Below are 25734 nucleotides of genomic sequence, written 5' to 3'. Positions count from 1 at the left end.
ACTTCCGCAGATAGCTCACGACTACCTCCATCGTACGAGATACACGATTGTCGTTTGAAATCGATGACACTTAACGGCGGCCGAATGTGGCGGCAGGATCGTCGGTGTTTCTTGGTCATTTCGCCGAAATAAATCTGGCGGCATCGACGTCTATTTAGATACAAACATAAGTCGCAAATGTCATTATCGTTACATCCAGAAAGTTATCTCCCCGTCCATTTCTACCGAAAAAGAGGTATAACTAAGCAGGTGGTGTGAATCGGTCGGCCTTCGCCAGTGGACCATGAATGCGGAGCCCCCTCGGCGGGGTGCCGGGAAGCGGTCCCCTCTGTGATCCGTCGGCTCGCCAAAAATCCATGCACTGGAGGCATTCGATGACGAGTGAGTCCGGATCAGGAGACGACCCCACAGATGCCCCGCCCTGGCCAGGGGCCGAGGAGAGGCGGCGCTGGCCCCGAGAGCCAGCGGCCGGGACGGAAGGCCGCCCGAGCGGTCCGCCAGCACTTGTACCCTTGCGATTCTCAACAGGTGAGCTGCCGGCTGCGGCGCAGTTCCCCGCATGGCGTGCACACATGGCGCCGCTGCTTGACCTTCGCTTGCCCGATGGCATATCCCCGGATCAAGGCTTTCATGCCGAACAGACTGGATGGCGCCTTGACAATTTGCTGATCGTACAACAACGCACCCCGGCGCACAGCTATGCCCGTTCCCGCGCCATGCTGCGTTCGAGCCCGATCGACCACTGGAATCTGGGCATCTTGCGCAGTGGTCGGGCCTGGACCGAGGTCGACCGACGCGTCACCCAGACCGGTCCGGGCGATCTCTTTCTGCGCTCCCTCGGCTATCCCTATCGTGGACGAACGACAGAGGCCGCGGGCGTGTTTCTTTTCATACCCTATGAGTTGCTGGCCGATGATGCCGGCATTCTCGAAGCCGCCAACAATTCGGTGCTTTCGGGCAGCCTCGCCGACCTGCTGCTGAACTACATCGACGGCACAGTGGCGAGCCTCGGCGTTTTAAGGGCCGAAGAACTTCCGAGGATCGTGCAGGCGATATGCGACATGGTGGTCTCATGCGTTGCCGCGTCGGTGACGCCGAACGCCGCCGGAGCCGAGTCGAACAAGGGAATGATGGAGCGCGCGCATCGATACATTCATCTTCATCTCAACTCAGCCGAACTCACACCTGACGCCATCTGTCGGGCGATCGGCGTTTCGCGGACGCGGCTCTACCAATTGTTCGAGCAGAGTGGCGGCGTGCTGAACTATATTCGCAAGCGTCGGCTCCAGCACGCCTACGCGGCCCTCAGCGACCCTACGGACAGCCGGTCGATTGCTGAGATTGCGGAAGCCTCCGGCTTCGATGTGGCCGCCAACTTCACGCGTGCCTTCAGTCACGAATTCGGGGCGAGCCCGCGCGAAATCCGAAAGGCAGCCGGATCCAGTCAACCGGTCGTGGCCGTCCCGCCTTCCCGGCGGCTTCACGGTGCGACGATCGGTGACTGGCTCGAGCCGCCTGGCAAGTAGGAAGCGCGGTGCCGGATTTCGAACGCCAATTTTCACAGGCTCGACCAGCCGCTCGCCGACGTCCGGTCCGCCACTGCGCAAATGAAAAACCGGGAGCTGTTTCGCACCGATATACGGGATTTCGTTCGTTCTGAGGTGAAGGCGTTCGTCTTCAGCCGAACCGCGGCCCCCTCCCTCTATCGACCGGCCTGGCTTGTCTTCTTGCCCGCTGCGTGCCGGAAACCTGTCCTTTGTAGCGCCGGCGCCGGCACCAGGACCGCGCGGCGATGCCCTCAACTGAGCCTCAGATCGACACCGGGGTGCAGCTTCTTCAGGTTCGGCAGCGATTTCGTCTGCCAAGGATACTCCGAGCTCCCGCGAACGGCAAATTGCACGTTCGGTCGCTTGCGGGCCTCGATGGTGAGCTTTGCGAGCAGATTGATGCCAGAGGAATTGAGGAACTGCAATCCTGTGAGATCGACGGTGAGTCTATCCGGCTCGGTTTCAAGGATGCCCAGCACGAGGGAAAAGATCGGCGCATAGGCCTCTGTGCTGGGCAGGCGCATTGTCCCGTCGAAGTAGACGTCCTTGCCTTCCGACCAAACGCGATATTCTTCTTCTTTGATTTCCATGTTTTCACCGCCCATCAATTCGAAATGTCCGGAACTGCAATGGACGCGTAGGTCTCCAGCGGGATTCTGCGGTCCTCATCACTGGATCCGAAAACCCAAGCAAAGTGAGCACCATAATCACTCATGAGCGTCAAAAGTCCAAGCCCCGAACCGCCGGCACCCGTAGCAGCGTTCGTTTCGATCCTCTCGATCAGAAGGTCGCCGGGATCACCGGCCGTGATTTCGGACAGGAGATGCTGAAATCGCTCCGCAGTCTCCTTGTCGACCAAATTGGTGACCTTCGTGCGAAAGGCACTTTCGGTGACGGATGCCTCCACGATGATCTCGCCCGATGCGCGGAACTTCACGGCGTTCTCGATCAGTTCGTTGGTGAGGTAGCCGACATTGTGCCGCACGTCCTTGTAGAGCTTGCGCGACGCGCTGTAGCGCAGCGCCACGAACTCTGCGACAAAATCCGAGGTCATGGCGCAATGCTTCCAGCTCAAGTCGAGCGGTCCCTCGAACAGGCGAAGCGTGGTCACATCATCGCCATTGCCGATCGCCAGGTCTGCCACTCCGTATAGGGTCGTCATCGCTCACCTGTGCCTCATCACTACCAATGTTATGTCGTCATGGATCTTCTGCGCGCCTATGTGGGCCATCAGATCCTCGATGATACCGGTTTTGACCTCCTCGGCGTTTCGGCCATAGCGGCGGCTGGCGCTTTCGCAGAGCCGCTCTATGCCGAAGAGTTCGCCGTTCCGGCCTTCCGCCTCGGTCACGCCGTCCGTGTGGAGGATGATCATGTCACCGCAATCGAAGGGAATTTCCCGCGTTGCCACGAAAGGCGATATATCCGGCTCCAAGCCAATCGGCAGGCCGAGATCGATCGTGTCGATGCGTTCGACCTTCCCGAGATCGCGGATTACGATCAACTCCTCGTGCTGACCGGACAGCGTCAGTCGCCCGTGTTCGTAGTCGAGGAATGCGAGGGAGAGATGCTTGTTGGTACTGGTCCTCGTGATGTTCTTGTAAATGGCGCGGTTCACCCGATTGAGGAACTGCGAAGGATCCATCTCACCGGCTTCCTGAAGCGCCCGGGCAACGGACTGGACCATCAGCATCAGCACGCCGCTTTCCAGCCCGTGCCCCGTAACGTCTCCGATCCCGATCTTCAGTCGCGAGCCGTCTTTCAAGACGTCGTAGTAATCGCCGCCGACCTCGTCGGCCGGTCGCATATAGGCTGCGATCTCCAGGTCTTTGATCTCTTCAAGCTCGCCCGCTCTCGGCAGCACCATCATCTGAATGCGGCGGGCAACCGCCAGTTCAGCGCCGAGGCGCAGGTTCTCGCTACGCAATTGTTCGTTGAGCGCGGAGATCTGCAGATTCGCTTCTTCGATCTCCCTCGTGCGATCCTCGACGAGCTGTTCGAGATTCTCGGTGTGGTAACTGATCTGTTCGGCCATGCGATTGAAGGCGGCGCCGGCTTCGCCGACCTCGTCGCGTGTCGGTATTGCCACCCGGACGGAATAGTCTTTGGCCTGAATGCGTTTGGCAGCCTCGGCGAGCGCGCTGATGCCACTCGTGATGCGCTTGGAAATGGCGAACACGGCTCCGATGACAAACAGCAGCGACACGAGCAGCGCCAGGATCTGATAGATCAGGATGCGATTCGTCGCTTGGGAAATGCCCGCCTGGGCGGCAAAGAGCGAAGCATAAATCTCTCGCTCCGGAACGACGATGCCGAGTTGCATCGTCTCGCGGCGAACCGGGCCGGAGACCCAGAGATTGGTCGGCCGGAGCTGCTTCAGGAGGATCAGGTAAGGCACCTTCTCGCCGTTCTCGTTGAGATAGACGTGCTGCAGCAGGCCGTCTCGATCGAGCGGCAGATTCGCAATGGCAGACTGGGTGCTCCTGCGCAAGGACCGGTCCAGACCGGTGACGCCCTGGCTGCCCGTCTCGTTCGCCGTCCGCAGGCCCATGACCTTCTCCCCGGCCGGGTTGATCGCGACGACGTTGCCATCCGACATGGCCAGGAAGCCGAAGCCGCTATCGGCGACCCGAACGTTTTCGACGATCTCGGCCAATTGGTCGAGGGTGATATCCGCGCCGGCGACGCCCGCGACCCGCTGGCGATCCCGCGACCATAGCGGCTCGAAGAAGCTGACGATGAGCCTGCCGGTGATCGCGTCCGTGTAGGGTGCCGTCTGGGTGATGTCTTCCTTTACCGGACGCGATTGCGGATCCTGTGCCCAACGTTCCCAGGACTCGTAGAGCCCTGGAAAGAAAAAGGTCCAGAAGTTCTCGCTGTTGTGCCCCGGATAGAGCTCGTCGAATGTCTGCGCCTGGTTCGTATAGGGCGCCGTCCTGAAGATCGGCCGCTCCTTGGGGCCGATATAGTACATCTGCAGCTTCGGCTGGCCGTTCGCCAGAAGGCTCGGCGCTACGAGGTCGAGCACCGCGCTGTTTTCGATCTCCTCCTGGACTTCCGGAAGCGGATTGTGGTTGGCGTCGAGAAGATAGCCCCAGACGCTGACGACCGACAGCGGACCCGGCAGGTTCTGCGCCCATCCGCCCTTCTCGTTATAGAAGACATTCACGGTGCCGGGCACACCGCGGGCCATTGCCTCACCGATCTGGGATTTCCGTACGGGACGGTCGATCTGTGCCTGAAGAACGCCCGCTAGCGTACCCACATCGGAGTGGACCTTGCTTAGAAGCAGGTTCACGCGAGCCGCCGTCGATTCGGCGTAGGAGCGGATATAGTCCTGGTTCGCCTGCTCAAGGCCCTGGCCGACCTCGGTTGCCGCATCGCGCGAAAGCCTCTGCACGTTCCAGAGCGCAAGACCGCCGGTAACGAGCAGGTCGAAGAGCACCGCCCCGCCGACGACCAGGACAAATTTGGCGCGGAATGAACGCAAGCCGATGCGCGAGGTCTTTTGCTCGTGCACCTTCATAGCGGTTTGCGTCCGGATGCCGCCCAGATCGGCCAGCCGGCGTAGCCTTTAGGGTGCAGGGCGGCGAAGATGTGATCCTGGAATCCCTGGCGGAAGCGCCGGATGAATTCAGGCGAATCGCCGCGTTTGACCGCCATCTCGCCGGCATAGACGTTCTCCCAGGCGGTGATGATATCGGCGAAGTCCTGCGGGTCCCCATCGAGGTTGCTGACCATGAAGGATTCGACGCGAATGTCTTCAAAGCCGGCATCGGCGAGATAGCGGCGGCTCTTCGGCCCCATTTCCACATCCATCTCGAAATGGCTGAAGAGCTTGGCGACTTCTTCATAGGTCCATTGGATGCTCTGCGATCGGGGCTCGCCGAGACAGTGCGAATTCTTCTCGTTGGTGATGTAGACGCGGCCGCCCGGTTTGCAGATCCGGTAAAGCTCCTTCAGCAGGACGTCCGGCTGGTTGAAGATCTGCAGCGAATGGCGGCAGGTCACGAGATCGAACTGGTCGGACTCCAGCAGCATTTCGGACGCGTCGCCATAGGTGTATTCGATATCCGTAATGCCGAACTGCCCCGCGACATTGCGTGCATAGGCGAGGCTCGCCCTCGAATGGTCCAGCGCCACGATCCGCGCCGGGCGGAATTCCTTGCGAACGAGGGCGGCGAAGTCGCCGATGCCGCAGCAGATGTCAGCCATCGCAATGCCGGCGCGCATGCCATGGCGGGGAAGAATCGTGCGCTCGTGCCGCCAGGTCATCTTCGTCTGCGTGCGCAAGATCGGAATGAAGCTCGTATCCTCGACGAAGTCCTGGCCGGGATAGAACTTCGAGTCGTAGACCTCGACGCTGATCTGCGGCTCAATCTTGCCAAGATGCCGGAACATGCGCTCGGTCCATCCGACGACGCTCGACGTAACGACGACGAAGCGGAGGTCCGTCCGCTCTCGGCACGCATCGAGCACGACGCGCGCAAAGGCGTGGAAGGCGGTGTTGTTCATCTGCGCGAGGCGCTTGACGTTGATGTAAACTACGCCGCGCGCGCCATCGACTGCGTGTCTGAGTGCCGTGATGGTTGCCGCAATCTCATCGACGGTACGCGGCCGGATCACCCCGGCAAGGGAAAACTCCTGGCTGTTGGCGTCGAACTCCGCCTGATAGGGGGTGGAAAGGGCTGCGGTACTCAACTGACTATTCCTTCAAGTGGCAGGTCGACGACAAGCGTGATCGATGGGGAAGCCTTTTCCTCAAGGTTGATCTCGGCCTCGAAGTTAATGGCGAGATCGAGAAGAATGACCTCGCGGCTCGGTGCGAGATCGTTTGAAATGGCGTCGAGATAGCGGTCGTAGGCATCCTGCTTGCGAGTCTTGGACACCGCTTCGCGATAGAACTGTCGCTGGCTGGGCGGACAGGGAAAAGTGAGCTTCACCCGCTCCTTCGGACCTCGGCGATAGACCGTGCAGCCGATCCGGCCCTCGGGCGTGCCGCCGCGGAACGTGACTTCCAGAAGCTCGTTGAGGGCTGAGGAGAAGAAGTTCGAGTGTCGAACGGGGTCCGTTCGGTTATGGCTGATCATCCGTCCCATGAAAGACGACAGGTGATCACAATGATGCCAATCGGAGAGGAAGGTTCCCATCTCCATTTCGAGCTCGATGAGAGGTTCGAAACTCGCTTTCGTTTGGGCTGCATTCATTCCGCTTCCTCCTTCGTACCCCTCACTCCCTTTTCCGGCTCCCTCCGCCTTCATTGCGTCCCCGGCCGCAAGGCCTGGTTCAGGTCTGAGTCACGACCCGGGAAATCAGTAATCTGTGTCGACGAGTTGCGAAGGAAGTCTCCGATCGCCTCCGCGGGCAGGGGAAAACTAAGGAAATATCCCTGCAGCCGGTCGCATCCTTCCTTGCAAAGCCAGTTCACCTGTCCTTCCGTCTCCACGCCCTCGGCGGTGACATGCATGCCAAGCCCATGGGCCAGCGCGATGATCGAGCGTACGATCGTCTGGCCCTTCCTGTCGTGCTCGAGATCCTTGATGAAATATTGGTCGATCTTGATCGTATCGAAGGGGAAATTCTTCAGATAACTGAGTGAGGAGTAATAGGTGCCGAAATCGTCGAGCGAGATCTGGACGCCGAGCACATTCAGCGTGTTGAGCGTATCGAGATTGTTCGTCGTTCGCTCAAGGAGCACGGACTCGGTGATTTCCAGTTCCAGGCGTTCGGCGCGGATTCCGACCAGGTCGAGGACGCGGGCTACGCGATCGGTAAGGCCGGCATGCAGGAACTCCGCCGGAGACAGATTGACCGCGATGGTGAAGTGGGAAGGCCATGTCATCGCGGCTCGGCAGGCCTGCTCCAGGAGCCACTGGCCGATCTCGCTCATGAGACCGTCGGCCTCCGCCATGGGGATGAAGACGCTCGGCGGGATGATGCCGATCAACGGGTGCCGCCAACGCAGCAACGCCTCGAAGCCCACGACCGCGCGGGACGGGCTGACCAGCGGCTGGTATTCGATGAAGAACTGATCCTCCTTAAGGGCGGTACGTAGACTGCGGCGGAGCATTTCCCGTTGCTCGAGCACGATGAGCATGGAGCGTGTGAACGTCCTCGCACGATTGCGGCCATCCTTCTTGGCCGCATAGAGCGCGATGTCGGCCGCTTTCATCAGTTGCTCGATCTCGTTGCCGTCTGCCGGTGCTATCGCTACTCCGATGCTTGCGCCGACGAAGACGTTGATGCCGTCCACCGTGAATGGCGGTCGGAAGGCCTCGATGATCGCCTCTGCGAGTTGCTCGGCCTCCCTGGGCTGATCCGCCCGCCATTGGATCACGGCGAACTCGTCGCCGGCGAGTCGGTAGGCGAATTCGCGGTCTTTTAGCGCGCTCCTGATACGGTCGGCGGCCATCTTGAGAACGGCGTCGCCGGCGCCGTGGCCGAGCGTGTCGTTGATCGGCTTGAAGTCGTCGAGGTCGATCTGCATGAGCGCCAGGCCCCCGCCGCTCGGCACGGGCAGGGTACTGCGCAATTGGTCGCTGAACTGCCGCCGATTGGGCAAGCCGGTCAGGACATCGTGGGTCGCCTGGTGCAGGAGCAGCGCGCGATCGCTCTCTCCTTGTGTCGACGTATCGCGGCAGACGGCGCTGCCTTGCGCTTCGAGGACGCCGAGGCCGCTGCCTGTGCGAAAGACGACGAGGGTGAGGCGTGTGTTCCGGGTCGTATCCGCTATCTCGATGTTTCGGGGCAGGCCGTTGGCGATAACGAAGTCGATGGCCGCTTTCGGGCCTGGAGCCAGCAGTTCCGGATAGACATGCCACAGGGAAGCCTCGATCAAGTCCTCCACCGCATGTCTCTCGAGATGCCTGGCGGAGGCACCAATGAAGTGAAAGCCCTCGTCATAGAAAGAAACGACCTCGTCGGTGTCGGCGAGGAAGTGACGGTCGATAGCGGGCATGCTCGCATCAACGTCCGGCATTATTTTCTCCAATCTCCCTCGCCTGCCGTTTGATATCGCCCCTTCTACAGCGCCGCGCGTCTCTTCAGACGCGCAAAGGTCGCTGTAGCTCTTTAAATCTGCGCATCGAGCTTTCCGAAAATCGGTTCCGATCTTCGGGCCGATGCGCTAGCCAGCGTGCGACCGCACGACCTTGACCCAACTCAATGTTGTTTTCCGGCGTAGCCTTACCCCTCAAAAATTATCGCGTAAGGTGTCTCGGTCAATGCCGTTCGAGCAGTAGAGGTATCGAATTTCGAAACACTTGGCCACACCTGTGTCTTTGAGGGGCAGGGGGTGATTTTATATCTGTGGCTCGAAAGCCCGCAGTTTTGAGGGTTGTCCGGCACCGAATACCGATGAATTCTGTTACGGAGTGGCGTGGGCAAGTCGAGGAGGCGAGCCTGCGCACTGATCACGATGAATCCGGGGTGACGCGACCCGGGATCATCGTGATCGCTCGCTGCAGTGGTACGCGGCAGACCGGATGCCCTATAGTAAACTATTGAAGTACCGAGGGAATTTGCCGCAACTTGCATCCGGTCAAAGAATCTTGCAGCCGTCGGGTCGCTGGATGCAGGCGGAAGTCCGCAAGGTTTCATTCGGCTCCCGCGGGCAGGACGGCCGGGACCGTTATCTGGAGCGAGAGGGCTGGCCTCGCCGTTGAGCTTGCCACAGTTTGGAGTGCGGACAGAGGCTCGATGATCCTGAACCATCGCATTGCGCGAATCACGGTCGGCATTCTGCTCCTTGTGCTTGCGGCTCTCGTGCTGCTGCCGGGCTTGACCGGCTTTACAAGCCTGGATGGTACCGTCAATGCACGCCTCGCAGTCATCAATGCGCCGATCGACGGCGAGATTGCCGGCCCGCCTGCCCGAATCGGGACGCCGGTGAAAGGGGGCGAACCGATCGCAGCCATTCGCAATGCTCGCGTCAGCCGATCGGTTCTCGCCTCCTTGCGCGCAGAGCATGGGACCGCGCTGAGGCGCATATCGGCGCTCGAGCGCGAGCGCGCCGCACTGGTACGGCTGCGCAATCAGCTCGGAGAGCGGCTCGAAGTCTTCAAGAGCGCGACGATCGCCAGTCTGGAGAGGGAACTCGAGATCCTCCGCAAGCGGGTCGAGGTGGCTGAGGCACAGGATACGGTCGCTCAGGTCGAGCTGGACCGGCGCCAACAGCTGGAATCGAGAGGCATATTCACACGCAAGATGGTGGAAGCGGCTCAAGCCGCCGGTGCCGCCGCAGGCGGTGAGGTGGAGATCAACAATCTCACCGCGGAATTGCTCGAGCAGCGCCTTGACGCCGTGCGCCAGGGCATATTCGTGCTCGGCGACGGGCAGAACGACGTGCCCTATTCCCGGCAACGCCAGGACGAGGTGATCGTTCGCATCAACGACCTCACTACGCGGATCGCGGAAAACAGAACGCGGGCGAGCCAGATCGAGGTGCAGATCGGCGAGGAGGACAGGCGTGTGCGAAGCCTGGAAGCGGCGACGGTGACCTCGCCTTTCGATGGGGTCGTGTGGAGCAGGAACATCGTCAGCGGTTCGAACGTCGTATTGAACAACGAGATGATGCGGATTCTCGACTGCCGCGACCTGTTCGTCGATATTCTCGTGCCCGAAGTCGACTATGACGAGATCTATCCGGGGCGGCAGGCGGAGGTTCGCCTCTTCGGGCGAAGCGAAGTATTCAAGGGGCAGGTGCAATCAGTCAAGGGCAGTTCCGCCGTCGTCGAAATGGATCTGGTTGCTGCCAACATACCGGAAACCGACGAGCGCAATGCCCGGATTCGGATTTTGCTCGCCCAAACGGCTCTCAATGTGGACTTCGGCAATTTCTGCCAGGTCGGACGCACGGCACAGGTGCGCGTTTCGAAGCGCACGGTCCGGTTCTCGCAATGGGTTGAAAGCCTGTGGTTCAGTCTCTTCTAGCGCTGGTGCCGACCCTCGCGGTCGTCGCCCTCTTCCTGATCGGCCCGTCCAACTGGTCCCGTCACGGAAGCTGGGCGCGCACGATCACCTGCTCATTTGTCGGCCTCGTCGCCTTGCGCTACATGGCCTGGCGTCTCACCGAGACCGTACTTCCCTATCCCTACGACGGTGCGAATTTCTATTGGGTCTGGTTCGTCTTCATCATCGAAGCGCTCGCCTTCACGGAGGTCGTGCTCTTCCTGATCCTGATGAGCCGCTACGTCGACCGCAGCGCCGAGGCGGACCGGCTTGGGCGGTTGTTCTTTCAGCGCCAACAGAGCGAACTGCCCGCGGTCGACGTTTTCATCCCGAGCTACAACGAGCCGCTCGACGTTCTCGAAAGAACGATCGTCGGCGCGCTGGCGCTCGACTATCCGAAAGACAAGCTGAAGGTCTATGTGCTGGACGACGGGCGTCGAGACTGGCTCAGGGCCTTCTGCGAGCGCCGCGGCGCAATCCATGTGACGCGAGGCGACAATGCACATGCCAAGGCCGGCAACATGAACAACGGCCTGAGGGTGAGTTCCGGCGACTTCGTCGCCATCTTCGACGCGGACTTCGTTCCCTACCGGAATTTCCTGAGGCGAACCCTACCTTTCTTTTCGGATGAGACGATCGGCATCGTGCAGACGCCGCAGCACTTCTTCAATGTCGATCCCGTGCAATCCAATCTCGGACTTGAGAACATCTGGCCGGACGAGCAGCGGCTGTTCTTCGACGAGATCGCACCGAGCCGCGACGGCTGGGACGTGAGCTTCTGCTGCGGCTCCTGCTCTATCGCTCGACGCGAGGCCGTGGACGCGATCGGCGGCTTTCCGACCGAATCGATCACAGAGGACCTGCTCACCACGCTGTCGATGCTGAACAAGGGCTACAAGACCCGCTACCTGAACGAGCGCCTGTCGATGGGCCTCGCCGCCGAGAACCTGACAGGCTATTTCGTCCAGCGGGAACGCTGGTGCCAGGGGGGCATCCAGACACTCTACCTGCATAACGGGCCCTTGCGCGGACCCGGACTTTCCCTTTTTCAAAGGATCATGTTCCTGCCGCTTTCCTGGCTGGTGCAGTATCTGGTCCGCTTTGTCGTCCTCCTCGTGCCTGTCGTCTATCTCTGGTTCGGTGCGCTGCCGCTCTATTTCACTGGCGTCGAAGACTATGTGTCCCACCAGGTGCCGCTGCTCGCGGCCTACTTCCTGCTGATGCTGTGGATCACGCCGACCCGCTATCTGCCGGTGGTCTCCAGCGCCGTCGGGACGTTCGCGGCCTTCCGCATGCTGCCGACGGTGATCTCGAGCCTGGTCCGGCCATTCGGCAAGCCCTTCAAGGTCACGCCGAAGGGCAGCGGCAATGACGAAAACGTCTTCGACGCGTACACCTTCACCTGGATCGCCGGCTTCATCATCATCACCGCGGTCGGCCTCGTGATCAACATCGTTCCGGAAACGGCGCACATCGAAGGCTCCTTTTCAGTGGTCGCGGCGCTCTGGGCCGGGATCAACATCGTCGTGCTCGTCATCGCTTCGCTGATCTGCTTCGAGAAACCGCGGCGGCTCTTTCAGGCGTTCAAGCTGGACGAGCCCGTCAGCCTCGATGGCTTGCGGGGGCGCCTCGTCAGCCTTTCCCTCGAAAAAGCGGTGGTCGCAGTTCCGGCCGAGACGCGCTTCCAATCCACGCAGGTGCGGCTTGAGATCGACGGTTTTGCGCCGATCACGTCCGAACTCAGGCAGGTGACGCAGCGGCGCGGCGATATAAGCCGCTCCGGCGACAAGCGGCGCTACTACCTCCATCTCCACTTCGAGCTTGAAGGCGCGGAACGGGACAAGATGATCGTCAAGCTCTATACGGGGCGCTATTCCCAGGAGATCCCCGACATCGACAAGGTTGCAGTCTCGGTAAACCTGCTGCTACGCGCCTTCGGGCGCACGCGCACGGCCTGATAGGCGTCAAATCTGTTGTAAAAGCGGGCGATAGAAATTGCCGTCTTTTCGACGGGCAATGCTCAGTCCCTCCTGCTCTGAGCAACTTGACAGAAATCGAGAGATTGGCCCCGGAACCGTCCGGGGCCAATCGTCGTGTTTCACGCTGCCTTCGCTTCAAAAGGCGAACCAGTCCTTATCAGAACTCCTCCCATTCCGAGGCGACCGCTGCGGCGGCTGCGCCGCGGCCGCCGAAGGCGCCGGCGAGCTTGCGGGAAAGTGCGCGGGCGGGCGAGGCGACCGGACGGCTGTCCGGAGCGGCCGCCCGCGGCGCGGCGCCGGCTTCGATCCTGAAGCGGGCGATCAGTCGGGCGAGGTTGGCCGCCTCGTCGGCGAGGCGATTGGTCGCCGCCGTCGATTCCTCCACCATCGCCGCATTCTGCTGCGTCGTCTGGTCCATCTGGTTGACCGCGGTCGAGACCTCCGAAAGCCCCGTCGACTGCTCCTTCGCGGCGGTGGCGATCGAATGCACATGCTCGTTGATCTTGACCACATGGCCCTGGATCAGGGCGAGCGCCTCGCCGGTCGCCGTCACCAGCTTCACCCCGGAATGGACCTCGTCGCCCGAGCGCGAGATCAACGCCTTGATGTCCTTGGCGGCATTGGCCGAGCGCTGGGCCAGTTCGCGCACCTCCTGGGCGACGACGGCAAAGCCCTTGCCGGCGTCCCCGGCGCGCGCCGCCTCGACCCCGGCATTGAGCGCCAGGAGGTTGGTCTGGAAGGCGATCTCGTCGATGACGTTGATGATCTGGCCGATCTCGCCGGAGGCCTGCTCGATGCGGCCCATGGCCGAGACCGCATCCTTGACGACGGCGCTCGACTGCTCGGTCGAACGGCGCGCCTCGTCGACCATGTGGCTGGCTTCCGTCGCCCGCTCGGTCGAGCTCTTCACCGCCGCGGTGATCTCCTCGAGCGCCGAGGAGGTCTCCTCCAGCGAGGCGGCCTGCTGCTCGGTGCGCTTGGAGAGGTCGCCGGAGGCCACGCGCATCTCGCCGGCCCCGCCATTGATCGTGTCGATCGCCGCGCGCACCTCGCCAAGCACGTTGCGCAGGTTCGCCATCGTCTGGTTGACGTTCGACTGAAGTTCGCCGAAGGCGCCCTGGAACTCGCCGCGCATGGTTTCGGTGAGGTCGCCCTCCGCCAGCGCCGAGATCACCCGCCGGGTTTCCGCGACGCCGCGGTCGACGGAGGTCACCAGTTCGTTCACCTGGGCGGCGAAGCGGTTGAGGTCGGCATTATCGTAATCCTTGGTGATGCGCCGGGTGAAGTCGCCGGCGACGGCGGCCTGGACGACCTGGCCGATGCTCGACTGCAGGTCGGCGCTCTTTGCCTGAAGAGCCGCTTCCTGGGTGTTGAGTTCGCGCACCCTGATGCCGTTCTGCTTGAACACCTCGACGGCGCGGGCCATCTCGCCGATCTCGTTCTTGAGGTCGGTGAACGGGATTGCGACCGAGAGGTCGCCATCGGCGAGCGTGCGCATGACGTCGGTGGTGCGGTTGATCGGTCGCGAGATGCCGACGATCGCAAAGGCCATGGAGCCAAGACCGGCAACGACCGCAAGGCCGAGCAGCGCGAAGGTCGTGAAGCGGGCAGCGCTGTAATCGGCCGTACTGTTCTCGTAGCTCTGCTTCGCGCGCGAAAGCGTAATGCCTCGGAACTCGTCAGCGAGTTTGTCGAGTGCATTGAATGCCTCGCGCATTTTTTCATTCAGCAATTCGGTCGCTTCGGCCTTCTTGCCGGATCGGGAGAGGGAAAGCAGGGTATCGTGAAGCTTCAGATATTCGTCGAGCTTCTGCTCGAAACGCTCATAGCTCTGCTTTTCTTCCGGCGAATTCGGATAGGTTTCGTAGCGCTGCATGCGCTCTTGCAGCTTGGCCAGGTCCTCGGTGAGCAACTCTTCAGCCCGCTTCATCTGGGCGTCCGTTTGAGCAAGCACATGACGGTTCTCGCCAATTCGCACATTCGCGATCGAGGTGTTGATCTTGTTGGATGCGTCGACGCTGGGAACGAAATTGGTGGCAAGGTTTTCCACGTCATTGAAGACGCCGCTCATCGACGACAATGCGAACAAACCTTGTCCGGCGAGAAGTAACATCAAAAACGATATTGCAGCGACCAAAGCTGCCTTGAGCGAGATGGAGGGAAGTTTCATTCCGTTACTCCTGTTGAGTTCAGGAAGTCGTCATGGCTTCTGTCTGGAGAAATTTCGGGGAAGCCGCCGATCAAGTCATTCGCCCGACGGAGGTCGTGTGCGTTCGCCATGGAAGCATCGCCGACGAAGGGCTGCAACCGGCGGTCGCATGCCGTTGACCTGCACGTATATCTGGGATGCAATGGTTACTAAATTGCTCTTTTTTGTTGCAGCATTCGCCTATTTCTCTGAGGGCGGATAGCGGGTTCGCATTCTGGATAGAAGTCGGTTTAGTGGCTGCGGCGTAGGTGCCTGCCTAATGAGCAGTCCTGCCAATGGGTGCTAATTTTTAACCAGATTGGGCCGTCCCGTCTCCTGGCGACGTTGAATTCGCTTGCGTTTCCCTCTTCGTGCCTTTGGCATGCTCCTTGCTTCTAGCTTGGCGAGATCGGGCAGAAACCGCCGGTGGCGCCCAATGGGGGGCGCTGCAAGCAGAGTTGCTGGGGAGGTCAGGCGCCGATGAGCGCAGACCCTGTCCGATGCATTTCCAGTCATCAACGAGTGAATGGCGCAATTGCCATGCGCCGGGAGAAGCTATGTCCGCTCTGCACCAGACACATAAGATCTCTCAGAACGAGCAGGCCCGTGCCCTGTGGATATCCACGGTGGCTTTCACCATCTGTTTTGCCGTCTGGACGATCTTTTCAATTATCGGCGTGCGCATCAAGGACGAGCTTGGCCTCAGCGAGGCGCAGTTCGGACTGTTGATCGGGATGCCGATCCTTACCGGCTCCTTGGTACGGGTCGTCCTCGGCATCTGGACCAGTCGCTTCGGCGGCCGGCTGGTCTATTCCGTCACAATGGTTGCGGCGGCGTTGGCCACCTTTCTGCTCGCCCATGCCACGACCTATCCGCAGATGCTTCTTGCCGGCCTCGGCGTCGGGCTGGCTGGCGGTTCGTTTGCGGTCGGCGTTGCCTATGTTTCACCCTTCTTTCCGCCAGAAAGGCAGGGTACGGCGCTCGGCATCTTCGGAGCCGGCAATGTCGGCGCGGCAGTAACCAAGTTCCTGGCGCCGCTCCTCCTCGTCCCTTTTGGCTGGGAAGTGGTGGCCGGGGTCTGGGCTGCCGTGCTGCTGCTGACTGCCATTGTCTTCTGGTTCACGACGCAGGACGATCCGCAATTCCGCGCCCGCCGCACTCAGCGCGCTCCGCGCAAGAGTTTGGCGGCGGAATTCGAACCGCTCAAGAACATGCAGGTCTGGCGCTTTGCGCTCTACTACTTCTTTGCCTTCGGCGGCTTCGTCGCCCTTGCGCTGTGGCTGCCGCGTTATCTTGTCGGCGTTTACGATTTTCGCATCGAGACGGCAGGCATGATTGCGGCCGCCTATTCGATCCCAGGCAGTATTTTCCGCGCCTATGGCGGCGCACTTTCCGACAAGATCGGTGCGCGCAGGATCATGTATGCGGTGTTTGTCGTATCCGCCGTGGCGACGCTCATCCTCTCCGTCCCGGCAGGCTATAGCCGCGGTGCCGTCCCGATCGACGTCACGCCGGCTCTCTTCGTCGTCACCATTTTCGTTCTCGGCTTCGTCATGAGCCTCGGAAAGGCTGCCGTCTACAAGCACATCCCGGCCTATTATCCCAAGCATGTGGGCGCGGTCGGCGGCGTTGTCGGCATGATGGGAGGCCTCGGTGGCTTCGTCCTTCCGATCGCCTTCGGCTTCCTCAAGGACATCACCGGCCTCTGGTCGAGCTGCTTCATGCTGCTCTTCGCCATCGTCGCAATCTCGCTTCTCTGGATGAACTCTTCGATCCGGCAGTTCAAGCGGCGCGCGGAGGCGACGCCGGCCGGTGCCTTCGCTCGATAGGCTGTTCCGAACACGCTCAAGGCGGCCGCTCCGGCGGCCGCCTTGTGGGTCACGCAACTTTCCTCGCTTCCCCGCAGGGACACGCCAAAGAGCCCTGCCCACTGCCCGGCCCCTTCGGGGAGCCGGGCTTTTTCATCCCCGACTTCACGCGCGCCGCCCGTCAGACGGTCCGGACCATCTCCCAGATCTTTTCGGGATCCCTGATGCCGGCCTGGTATAGTTCGATGATCTTTCTGGCGAGCTGGTCGGCTTCCTCGCTGCCGATCGACAGGTTGCGCTCCCTCAAAGCCCTATCGAGCACCTCCTCGAGGATGATCAGTTCGTCCGGGTGGATGGGATAGTCGCGAAAACTGTTGAACACGGCCGATCTCCTCTCCCTGCGGAGCGAACTCGGGAGCAACTTGGCGCGATACACCGATTTTTGCGCGTCCGACAGGGCGCGCGGCGCTACGGCCCCCGGCTCACCCCAGGCGAATCCGCCAGCGGTATCTCTTGGATACATGCGCGAATACTAACATGACGAGCGCCGTCCAACCCATCTTTTTCGCCGGCGGCACGATGCCTGCTATACTCCATCCGTCGGTAAAACCGGCGCATAGTAGGAGCCATCCACGACCTGAGGCCGCCCGTCGATCCTCAACTCGGTGACGCGCGCCGGCGTGCCGGCGATGACTTTGCCGCGGCGGATCACGGCGAGGCGGTTGGGCTTCAGGCGCAGTGCTTCCAATGGGTCGCGCGCCTGCAAGATGATGAGGTCGGCATTGCATCCCCTGTCAAGGCCGTAGCCCTCGATCTCCATCGTCTTTGCAGAGTTCACGGTCAGTGCGTCGAAGATCTTCTTCCGGTCCTCGATGCCGGCCATCTGGGCCAAGTGGATCGCCATATGGCCGACCTCCAGCATGTCGCCGGAGCCCATCGAGTACCAGGGGTCCATCACGCAATCATGGCCGAAGGAGACGTTGAGGCCCGCCTCCATCAATTCGCGCACGCGCGTCAAGCCGCGCCGCTTCGGATAGGTGTCGTGACGGCCCTGCAGCATGATGTTGATCAGCGGATTGGGAATGACGTTGATTTCCGCCTCCGCCATCAGCGGAATAAGCTTGGAGACATAGTAATTGTCCATCGAGTGCATGGAAGTCAGATGCGACCCGGCAATGCGGCCTTGAAGGCCGAAGCGGATCGTCTCTTTTGCCAGCGTCTCGATGTGGCGCGACATGGGGTCATCCGTCTCGTCGCAATGCATGTCGACCGGCAGCCCGCGTTCGGCGGCAATGCGGCAGAGCGCTTCGACCGAGGAGGCGCCGTCGCTCATCGTGCGCTCGAAATGCGGAATGCCACCGACCACATCGACGCCCATGTCAAGCGCCCGGTTCAGGGCATCGACGGCGCCGGGCGAGCGGAAATAGCCATCCTGCGGAAAGGCGACGAGTTGCAGGTCGATATAGGGGGCAACCTTGTCGCGGACCTCGAGCAGCGCCTCGACCGTCACCAGGCGCGGGTCGCTCGTGTCGACGTGGCTGCGGATATGGAGAAGACCCTGCGTGACCGCGAGATCGCAATAGCGGAGCGCCCGTTCGACGAGCGCCTCGCGCGTGAGCGTCGGCCTGAGTTCCCCCCAAAGCGCGATGCCCTCGAGAAGCGTGCCGGAGCGGTTCAGCCGAGGTAGTCCCAGCGACAGCGTGGCGTCCATGTGAAAATGCGGGTCGACGAAGGGCGGCGAGACGAGCCGTCCGGTCGCGTCGATTTCCTCCGGCGCCGTCGCTTCTATCGCAGCGGCGACCTCGGCGATCTTGTCGCCTAGGATCCCGATGTCAACGCGGCTGCGACCATCGGGGAGATTCGCGTTTCGGATGATGAGGTCGAACATGGGGGCACCGATGCGAGAGGTGAAACAGGAAAGTTAGCACGGTTCGATATGAACGCGGCGAGCGGTGAACAGCGCGGCGCGCGGTTGCGTTAGACGCTCTCGGGCATATGGATGTCAAACGGCAGGATCGTTTGCCCCGGCACGCCGGCGTGACCCCGCTCGATTGCGCCGATCATCAGGTTGATCGTCTCCCTCGCGAGCGCCTGAACCGGCGTCGCGATCGCCATGATCACCACCTCGTCGGCAAGCGCTGCGCGCGACTCCGGCGTCAATTCGTTGACGACGACGTGCAGCTTGCCTTCGAGCTTCTCCTCGCGGATTGCCGAGATCGCCCCCTCCATGCCACCGCCGCAGACATAGAAGCCGAGCAGGTCCGGGTGGCGCTGCAGGAGGTCGAGCGTCGCCTCGTGGGTGATCTCGGCGGTTTCGAGATTGACCATCGCCTCCAGGACTTCGAATTCCGGCGCCTTCTCCCGGAAATAGGAGCGAAAGGCGATCTCGCGCAGCTCGTGGCCATGATAGCGATGGCTGCCGATGAAGGCCGCGACCTTGCCCGGTCGCTTCGCCGCCTTGGCGATCATCCAGGCGGCCGTCCGCCCGACCTTGTGATTGTTGAGACCGATATAGCCCTCGCGCACGCCGCTGGCGAAATCGGAGAGAAGCGCGAAACAGGGAATGCCGCGTTCCCGCAGTTCCTCGACTGCGGCGGTGACGGCTGGATAATCCGGAGCGACGAAAGCGATTGCCTGGTTGCGCGCGGCCATGGACTTGAGCTTTTCCGTAATGGCCGCCGGCGTGGAACTGGCCGCAAAATCGACCTGCGGAACAACGCGGACATGGGTGAGCGACAGCGCCGCATTCTCGATTTCCTTCGCAACCGCCTGATAGAAGGCTTGTTTTGGCTTTTGCAGGAGAAAGCCCAGCCGATATTGCGGCAGATCCTCGAAGATGCGTTGGCGAAGCAGGCCGACGGCGTGATAGCCGATCGCCTTTGCCGCATCATAGACACGGCGCGCCGTTTCCTCCCGCACCGGATGGCGACCATTGAGCACCCGGTCCACTGTCGCAACGCTCACGCCCGCGGCGCGCGCGAGATCGGCAATTGTCGGTCTGCCGGCCATAGCCTTCCTCCCTGACATTATTCCATCATGCATGATGTCTGAATTCTGATGCATTTTGAGAGAATATATCATGACTGCATTGAGGGCTGTCGAAAGTCAATCTATTCTTCATGCATCGAATAGGAGGCGCAGCCGAGAGCGCTTCGGGAGGCAGGGAATGACGATTCCGACGAAACGAGATTACAGCCTGCTTGGCCGCAATGCCCAGGCGGCGGTCGAGAGCGGCCTTGCCGCGGCCGAGTGGTACCACACTGAAATCCCCCGTAAACAGATGAAGGAGCTGATGAAGCGCGAGGACGGCCCTGCCATCCACGACACGATGATCTGGCTCGGCAGCATGGTTGTCCTAGGCGGCCTCGGCATCGCCTTCTGGGGCAGCTGGTGGGCGGTTCCGTTCTTCCTGGCCTATGGTGTGCTCTACGGCTCGGCTTCCGACAGCCGCTGGCATGAATGCGGCCACGGCACCGCCTTCAAGACGATGTGGATGAACAACGCCGTCTACCAGATCGCCTGTTTCATGATCATGCGCAATCCCGTGACCTGGCGCTGGAGCCACACCCGCCACCACACGGATACGGTCATCGTCGGCCGCGACCCGGAAATCGCCGTCATGCGGCCGCCGGATCTCGTCCGCCTGATCCTCAACTTCTTTGGCATTCTCGATGTCTGGCACGCGCTCGTCGATATGGTGCGCAACGCCTTCGGAGTGATCAGCGCCGAGGAAAAGACCTTCATTCCGGAGATGGAGCAGCCGAAGGCGATCCGCGTCGCACGGATCTGGCTTTTGATCTATCTCGCGACGATCGGGCTTGCGGTCTATCTCGGCTCGATCATGCCCTTGATGCTGATCGGCCTGCCGCGCCTCTACGGCGCCTGGCACCACGTGTTGACCGGGCTGCTGCAGCATGGCGGCCTTGCCGACAACGTCATCGACCACCGGCTGAACAGCCGCACCGTCTACATGAATCCGGTGAGCCGCTTCATCTACTGGAACATGAACTACCATGTCGAACACCACATGTTCCCGATGGTGCCCTATCATGCGCTGCCGAAGCTGCACGCGATGATAAAGCATGACCTGCCCGCGCCGAACCCGTCGATCCTTCACGGTTACCGGGAGATGATCCCGGCCTTCCTCCGGCAATTGCGCAACGAGGACTATTTCCTGAAGCGAGAGCTGCCGCCGACGGCGAAGCCCTATCGCGAAGAGTTCCACAGCGACCGGGCCGTACGGGCCGCCGAGTGAGGTGAGCCGGCAATCAGAACCACTACATTGGAATGGAGGAAGCCATGAGCTCTAACTGGGTCGAGGTCTGCGCGACCGACGATATCGATGAGGAAGATGTCATCCGTTTCGACCACGAGGGTCGCACCTTCGCCGTCTACCGCAGCCCGGAGGACGAGTATTTCGCGACGGACGGGCTCTGCACGCATGAGCAGATCCACCTCGCCGACGGGTTGGTGATGGACGACATCATCGAATGTCCCAAGCACAACGGCCGCTTCAACTACAAGACCGGCCAGGCCAAGGGCGCTCCCGTCTGCGTCAATCTCAAGACCTATCCGGTGAAGGTCGAGGACGGGTCCGTCTTCATTTCGATTTCCTGAGGAAGCCGCTTCCACCGGAGGCGAGGGGAGGAGAGCAGCATGCATATCGTGATCGTCGGCGCCGGCGAATGCGGCGCGAGGGCGGCCTTTGCCCTGAGGGAAAAGGGCTTCGAAGGCCAGGTCACGCTGGTCGGCGCCGAGCCGCATGCTCCCTATGAGCGGCCGCCGCTGTCCAAGGATGGGCTTGCCGGTGCCGAGCCGCCGAAATACGTGGCCGGGGTCGAGCGCTACGCGGAGGCGGGCATATCCGTGCTGACCAACGCCCCGGTCGCAAGCATCGACCGGGAGCGCAAGGTGGTTGTCCTCGCAGCCGGCGGGGCGATCCACTACGACCGGCTGCTGCTTGCAACAGGTGCGCGGCCGCGGGCATTTCCCGGCGTGCCGGACAACGCCCGGTGCATCAGGATGCTGAGGACCCACGCGGATGCCACGGCAATCCGCTCAGCACTTCTCCCCGGGCGCAAGCTCGTCATCATCGGCGGCGGCTTCATCGGTCTCGAGCTGGCGGCGACCGCGCGCAAGCTCGGCGCCGAAGTCGTGCTCCTCGAGGGGCTGCCGCGGTTGCTCTCCCGCGGCGTGCCGGGGGAGATTGCCGAAATCGTCGCCGACCGTCACGGGCGCGAAGGCGTGGAAATCCTCTGCGGCGTGCGGATCTCGGCAATAGAGGAAAATGATGGCGGCGCCGCCGTGCTGCTCGCCGAGGGCGGCCGCATCGCGGCCGATCTCGTCGTCGTCGGCATCGGCGCGGTTCCGAATACCGAGCTCGCGGCTGCCGCGGGCCTTACGCTCGACAACGGCATCGCCGTCGACGAGACCTTGCGCACCTCCGATCCCGACATTTTTGCCGCCGGTGATTGCTGCTCGTTCCCGCTCTCCCATTACGGTGGACGACGGGTGCGGCTCGAGGCCTGGCGTAACGCGCAGGACCAGGGAACGCTCGCCGCCGCCAATCTGCTCGGAGCCGCCGAGCCGATTGCGGCGGTGCCGTGGTTCTGGTCGGACCAGTATGAGTTGACGCTGCAGATCGCCGGGCTCGGCGACGGAGCGGGGACGACCGTACGGCGCGAGCTCGGCGAGAGCGCCCTCATCCTCTTCCATCTCGACCGCGACGGCCGGCTGATCGCCGCGAGCGGCATCGGTCCCGGCAATGCAGTCGCCCGCGACATACGCCTTGCGGAAATGCTGATTGCCGCCGGTGCAAAGCCGGATCCGGCAGCGCTCGCCTCGCCCGAGACCAAGCTCAAGAAGCTTTTGGCGGCTTGAGTCTGGTACCCCTCTCTGTCCGAGCGTTTTGGATTGACGGACAAGACCTCTCCTCACAAGGGGAGGGGAGTTGCAGCGACCTTTAAACGTCTGAAAAGACCCGCGGCGCTGTAATTCTCCCCATTCCCGCTCTCATTTCAGATTTCCAGGAGACACCGATGAAACACAGCCGCCCGACCGTAGCCGACCTGCTATCGATGAAGGGTGAGCGGCAGCTCACCATGCTGCGCGTCGTGACGCTTGAGGAGGCGGAGGCGGCCGAGAAGGCGGGGATCGACCTCGTCTCAGTCCCGCCGGCGCTGCTCGGACCGGAGTTCCGCGAGGTTGCCCCTTCCGTATTCGCCTTTCCCGGGCTCGAATATGGCGACTACGTCACCGCGGAGGAGTATCTGCGCGCCGCCTTCAAGGCGATGCGCGCCGGCGGCGATGCCGTCTATTGCGCGGCCGGCCTTTCGACCGTGCGGCGGCTTCGCGAGGAGGGCATTCCTGTCTGCGGCCATGTCGGGCTGATCCCCTCGAAAGCGACCTGGACCGGCGGCTTCCGCGCCGTCGGCAAGACGGCTACAAGCGCGCTCGGGATCTGGCGGCAGGTGAGGGCGCTGGAAGACGCCGGCGCCTTTGCGGCCGAGATCGAGGTCGTGCCCGGAGAGGTGGCGGCGGCGATTTCCAAGCGCACGTCGCTGCTGATGCTCTCGATGGGCGCGGGCACCGGCTGCGACGCGCAATATCTTTTCGCCGACGACGTGCTCGGGCAGAATCGCGGCCACTATCCGCGCCATGCCAAGGTCTACCGCAACTTTGCCGCCGAGTTCGACCGGCTGCAGCAGGAGCGGATCGCCGCCTTTCGCGAGTATGCCGAGGACGTGCGCTCCGGCGCCTATCCGGAAAAGGCGCATATGGTCGGCATCGCGCCCGAGGAACTGGAGGTCTTCCTTGCGAAGATCGAGTGATCGCTTGAACATGTCGCATTTGGCGCATCTGGTGAGATGCACGGCGCTTTGGGAGCGGACAGCTTCCTGCGGAAGGTGATAAAGCCTGAGCCCGTGAGTCTGGCAAGGCGCACAAAGGTCGCTGCAGCACTTTGAATCGCTGTATGTCTTAGTCCTTGAATCGGCGTCGAGCTAGTAAGACATGCAGCAGGCCCGCGGGTCGGAAAGAAGAGACGAGTAAGGACAGCCATGAACGCTTATGTACTGACGGTAACCTGCAAATCGACACGCGGCATCGTCGCCGCCATTTCCGGCTATCTGGCCGAGCAGGGCTGCAACATCATTGACAGCTCCCAGTTCGACGATCTCGAAACCGGACTTTTCTTCATGCGCGTCTCCTTCATTTCGGAGGAGGGGATTAACCGCGCGGCACTCGAGGAAGGGCTGAAGCCGGTCGCTGACAAGTTCGGCATGGAGACGGCGCTCCATGACCAGGAGGAGCGGATGAAGGTGCTCCTGATGGTCTCGCGCTTCGGCCATTGCCTGAACGACCTGCTCTATCGCTGGAAGATCGGCGCGCTGCCGATCGACATCGTCGGCGTCGTCTCCAACCACTTCGATTACCAGAAGGTAATCGTCAACCACGATATCCCCTTCTACTGCATCAAGGTGACGAAGGAGAACAAGCCGAAGGCCGAAGCGCAGTTGATGGAGATTGTCGAGCAGACCGGCGCCGAACTCGTCGTGCTCGCCCGCTACATGCAGGTGCTCTCCGACCAGCTCTGCAAGAAGATGTCGGGCAAGATCATCAACATCCACCACTCCTTCCTGCCGTCGTTCAAGGGCGCCAACCCCTACAAGCAGGCCTATGAGCGCGGCGTGAAGCTGATCGGCGCGACGGCGCACTACGTCACCGCCGACCTCGACGAGGGCCCGATCATCGAGCAGGACATCGCCCGCATCACCCATGCGCAGTCGGCCGAGGACTATGTCTCGATCGGCCGCGACGTGGAGAGCCAGGTGCTGGCGCGTGCGATCCACGCCCATATCCATCACCGCACCTTCATCAACGGCAACCGCGTCGTCGTCTTCCCGCCGAGCCCGGGAAGCTATGCGTCGGAACGGATGGGCTGAGACGCGCGGCATAACCCACCATCGCCGCCGCGTCCGATCCCCGGACAGCGGCGGCATCTGCAAGGCAACGTCCAAGTTGCGCAAGCAGGGAACGGACAGGGCTTTTCTCCGGATTTCCTCAATGGCCTTCACCGGAGGGAAATGCGGTGACTTGCCCGCCGTAGTCGCGAATGAGCCGAGTGTGCCGAAAGGCCGATCGAGCCCGTATTCGGCCAATCGACCGGCGGTCGGTCCTGCCGGCGAAGCAGCCAAATGGCAATAGGCCGCGATTCCGTCAGTGAAATGTCGGCTGCGCTACAGAAGCGCCATGAGCTAGAGCGGCAGCGTGACGCAACCGAGCAGGGTCGATTGCGCGATGAGCGTGGCCACCCTTTCGCGGTCTGCGCCGTAAACTGAGGCCAGCACATGCGCCGCCGAGGCGGTTGGTAGCGCGCAGCGCGCGCAGGCCTAGGTCCTGCTGTTCACTTCCCGGACGCGTCACCCGCGTCGATTCGCGAGAATGCGGCGAGAACAGTGCGCTCAGACTGCAGTAAATAGGCCTCGAGTGCTGCGGACGCCTCGGCCGTCATCCCCGCTTCCAGTTTTTCGAGAATCGCCGCATTCAAGTCGACATAGGGCGCGTGCAACAGCTCGGGATCGGCGAGCAGGCCGAAGCTGAGGCGCAGCTCTGCGGCGATCTGGGCATAGAAGGCATTCAGCCTCTGACTGTCCGCCAGTTCTACGATCGCCGCGTGAAAGACCATATTCTCGCTGCCGACCTCGCTCCATCGTCTTCCATCGCGTGCGATCCGGGCACGTTCAACCGCGTCGCGCATGCGCGCCACAGCAGGGTGGTTCGGATAGGCTTTGGCGAGGGCTTGGCATTCGACCATGCGGCGCACTCGGTAAATGTCGATGATCGACGCCATGCTAGGCGTTGCGACAAAAACACCACGATTGGGTTCGTGCCGAAGCAGGCCTTCCTTGGTCAACAGCCGGAAGGCCTCGCGCAGGGAGTTTCGCGACACATCCAGGTCGGCGCTGAGCGCCGCCTCCGACAGACGCTGGCCCGGCTTCAATTCGCCCGCAATTAGCTTGTCGCGAATTTGCTCCGCCAGCCGCGGTGCAAGCGTCGATGTGGTAACCTGCTCGATCATCGAAACCCCTTTATCCACGGGCACGGGTGAGACTTCTGCGCCCGCAGCAGGCAGACATAAACGTGCGCCCCCGAAGCGGTTCCCCTCGAAAGGAGACAAGTGCCCCAGATATGACCAAAGCCTAACTCGCTCAAGGGGGACATGAAAATTCATTCGCTCAACCACCATAACGGCATGACGAGAT

20 protein-coding genes and 1 pseudogene are annotated in these 25734 nt (G+C 61.8%); 9 read left to right on the top strand and 12 right to left on the bottom strand.

Annotated features, from left to right (window positions below; all coding sequences use genetic code 11):
* Window positions 1-374 precede the first annotated feature (374 nt).
* Complete coding sequence (locus SJ05684_RS25310; protein ID WP_034856689.1) at window positions 375-1526, top strand: AraC family transcriptional regulator; 1152 nt, start codon at window positions 375-377, stop codon at window positions 1524-1526.
* Window positions 1527-1798: 272 nt separating this feature from the next.
* On the opposite strand, the gene SJ05684_RS25305 is transcribed toward SJ05684_RS25310, so the two are convergent.
* Genes SJ05684_RS25305 through SJ05684_RS25280 form a run of 6 tightly spaced genes read right to left on the bottom strand, consistent with a single transcriptional unit; the run spans window position 1799 to window position 8526 of the window.
* Window positions 1799-2137, bottom strand: a complete 339-nt coding sequence (locus tag SJ05684_RS25305) for a slr1659 superfamily regulator (RefSeq protein WP_034856687.1) — start codon at window positions 2135-2137, stop codon at window positions 1799-1801.
* Between the two features lie 14 nt (window positions 2138-2151).
* Window positions 2152-2709, bottom strand: a complete 558-nt coding sequence (locus SJ05684_RS25300; protein WP_034856685.1) for a slr1658 superfamily regulator — start codon at window positions 2707-2709, stop codon at window positions 2152-2154.
* 3 nt (window positions 2710-2712) lie between these two features.
* Window positions 2713-5073, bottom strand: coding sequence for a SpoIIE family protein phosphatase (locus SJ05684_RS25295; protein WP_034856683.1), 2361 nt, complete (start codon window positions 5071-5073; stop codon window positions 2713-2715).
* Window positions 5070-6248: a class I SAM-dependent methyltransferase gene (locus SJ05684_RS25290; protein WP_034856675.1), complete on the bottom strand. Its 1179-nt coding sequence runs from the start codon at window positions 6246-6248 to the stop codon at window positions 5070-5072. The genes SJ05684_RS25295 and SJ05684_RS25290 overlap by 4 nt, the downstream gene beginning before the upstream one ends.
* On the bottom strand, window positions 6245-6754 hold the full coding sequence (locus tag SJ05684_RS25285; RefSeq protein ID WP_034856673.1) for a hypothetical protein: 510 nt from the start codon (window positions 6752-6754) through the stop codon (window positions 6245-6247). The genes SJ05684_RS25290 and SJ05684_RS25285 overlap by 4 nt, the downstream gene beginning before the upstream one ends.
* 50 nt (window positions 6755-6804) lie before the next feature.
* Entirely contained in the window at window positions 6805-8526 is a 1722-nt protein-coding gene (locus SJ05684_RS25280; RefSeq protein WP_050980084.1) for a putative bifunctional diguanylate cyclase/phosphodiesterase, read from the bottom strand.
* A gap of 719 nt (window positions 8527-9245) precedes the next feature.
* Here SJ05684_RS25280 and SJ05684_RS25275 point away from each other — a divergent pair.
* A complete protein-coding gene (locus SJ05684_RS25275) occupies window positions 9246-10478 on the top strand; it encodes an HlyD family secretion protein (RefSeq protein WP_034856671.1) in 1233 nt (410 codons plus the stop codon).
* The gene (locus SJ05684_RS25270) at window positions 10460-12454 is read left to right on the top strand and encodes a glycosyltransferase (protein WP_034856669.1); all 1995 of its coding nucleotides are present in this window, start codon (window positions 10460-10462) and stop codon (window positions 12452-12454) included. Before SJ05684_RS25275 ends, SJ05684_RS25270 begins: the two co-directional genes overlap by 19 nt.
* 178 nt (window positions 12455-12632) lie before the next feature.
* On the opposite strand, the gene SJ05684_RS25265 is transcribed toward SJ05684_RS25270, so the two are convergent.
* The gene (locus tag SJ05684_RS25265) at window positions 12633-14645 is read right to left on the bottom strand and encodes a HAMP domain-containing methyl-accepting chemotaxis protein (RefSeq protein WP_095694382.1); all 2013 of its coding nucleotides are present in this window, start codon (window positions 14643-14645) and stop codon (window positions 12633-12635) included.
* Window positions 14646-15220: 575 nt separating this feature from the next.
* On the opposite strand from SJ05684_RS25265, the gene SJ05684_RS25260 reads away from it, so the two are divergent.
* The gene (locus SJ05684_RS25260) at window positions 15221-16492 is read left to right on the top strand and encodes an MFS transporter (protein WP_034857849.1); all 1272 of its coding nucleotides are present in this window, start codon (window positions 15221-15223) and stop codon (window positions 16490-16492) included.
* Window positions 16493-16652: 160 nt separating this feature from the next.
* Here the strand turns inward: SJ05684_RS25260 and SJ05684_RS25255 are convergent, their stop codons facing one another.
* From SJ05684_RS25255 to SJ05684_RS25245, 3 genes are all read right to left on the bottom strand, one after another.
* On the bottom strand, window positions 16653-16853 hold the full coding sequence (locus SJ05684_RS25255) for a hypothetical protein (RefSeq protein ID WP_034857851.1): 201 nt from the start codon (window positions 16851-16853) through the stop codon (window positions 16653-16655).
* Window positions 16854-17057: 204 nt separating this feature from the next.
* Entirely contained in the window at window positions 17058-18359 is a 1302-nt protein-coding gene (locus tag SJ05684_RS25250) for an amidohydrolase family protein (protein ID WP_034857853.1), read from the bottom strand.
* 89 nt (window positions 18360-18448) lie between these two features.
* Window positions 18449-19480 (bottom strand): LacI family DNA-binding transcriptional regulator, encoded by a 1032-nt coding sequence (locus SJ05684_RS25245; RefSeq protein WP_034857856.1) that lies wholly within the window; start codon window positions 19478-19480, stop codon window positions 18449-18451.
* 157 nt (window positions 19481-19637) lie between these two features.
* Here SJ05684_RS25245 and SJ05684_RS25240 point away from each other — a divergent pair, with 157 nt between their 5' ends.
* From SJ05684_RS25240 to purU, 5 genes are all read left to right on the top strand, one after another.
* Window positions 19638-20726, top strand: coding sequence for a fatty acid desaturase family protein (locus tag SJ05684_RS25240; RefSeq protein ID WP_034857858.1), 1089 nt, complete (start codon window positions 19638-19640; stop codon window positions 20724-20726).
* Window positions 20727-20770: 44 nt separating this feature from the next.
* Entirely contained in the window at window positions 20771-21088 is a 318-nt protein-coding gene (locus SJ05684_RS25235) for a MocE family 2Fe-2S type ferredoxin (protein WP_034857860.1), read from the top strand.
* A 39-nt stretch (window positions 21089-21127) separates the two neighbouring features.
* Entirely contained in the window at window positions 21128-22351 is a 1224-nt protein-coding gene (locus tag SJ05684_RS25230; RefSeq protein WP_095694381.1) for an NAD(P)/FAD-dependent oxidoreductase, read from the top strand.
* Window positions 22352-22509: 158 nt separating this feature from the next.
* A complete protein-coding gene (locus SJ05684_RS25225; RefSeq protein WP_034857873.1) occupies window positions 22510-23301 on the top strand; it encodes a 3-methyl-2-oxobutanoate hydroxymethyltransferase in 792 nt (263 codons plus the stop codon).
* A 228-nt stretch (window positions 23302-23529) separates the two neighbouring features.
* On the top strand, window positions 23530-24414 hold the full coding sequence (gene purU / locus SJ05684_RS25220; protein ID WP_034857875.1) for a formyltetrahydrofolate deformylase: 885 nt from the start codon (window positions 23530-23532) through the stop codon (window positions 24412-24414).
* A gap of 312 nt (window positions 24415-24726) precedes the next feature.
* Here purU and SJ05684_RS30690 read toward each other — a convergent pair.
* Together SJ05684_RS30690 and SJ05684_RS25210 are read right to left on the bottom strand one after the other, a co-directional pair.
* Window positions 24727-24846, bottom strand: a pseudogene (locus SJ05684_RS30690) (AEC family transporter); the annotation flags it as partial.
* Between the two features lie 29 nt (window positions 24847-24875).
* Window positions 24876-25550 carry a GntR family transcriptional regulator gene (locus tag SJ05684_RS25210; RefSeq protein ID WP_034857876.1) on the bottom strand — a complete coding sequence of 225 codons (675 nt, stop codon included), beginning with the start codon at window positions 25548-25550 and terminating at the stop codon, window positions 24876-24878.
* Window positions 25551-25734 lie beyond the last annotated feature (184 nt).

Source organism: Sinorhizobium sojae CCBAU 05684, from assembly GCF_002288525.1.
Lineage (GTDB): Bacteria > Pseudomonadota > Alphaproteobacteria > Rhizobiales > Rhizobiaceae > Sinorhizobium > Sinorhizobium sojae.
Note: the sequence above shows the minus strand (reverse complement) of the source record. Positions and strands in the feature narration are given on the sequence as shown.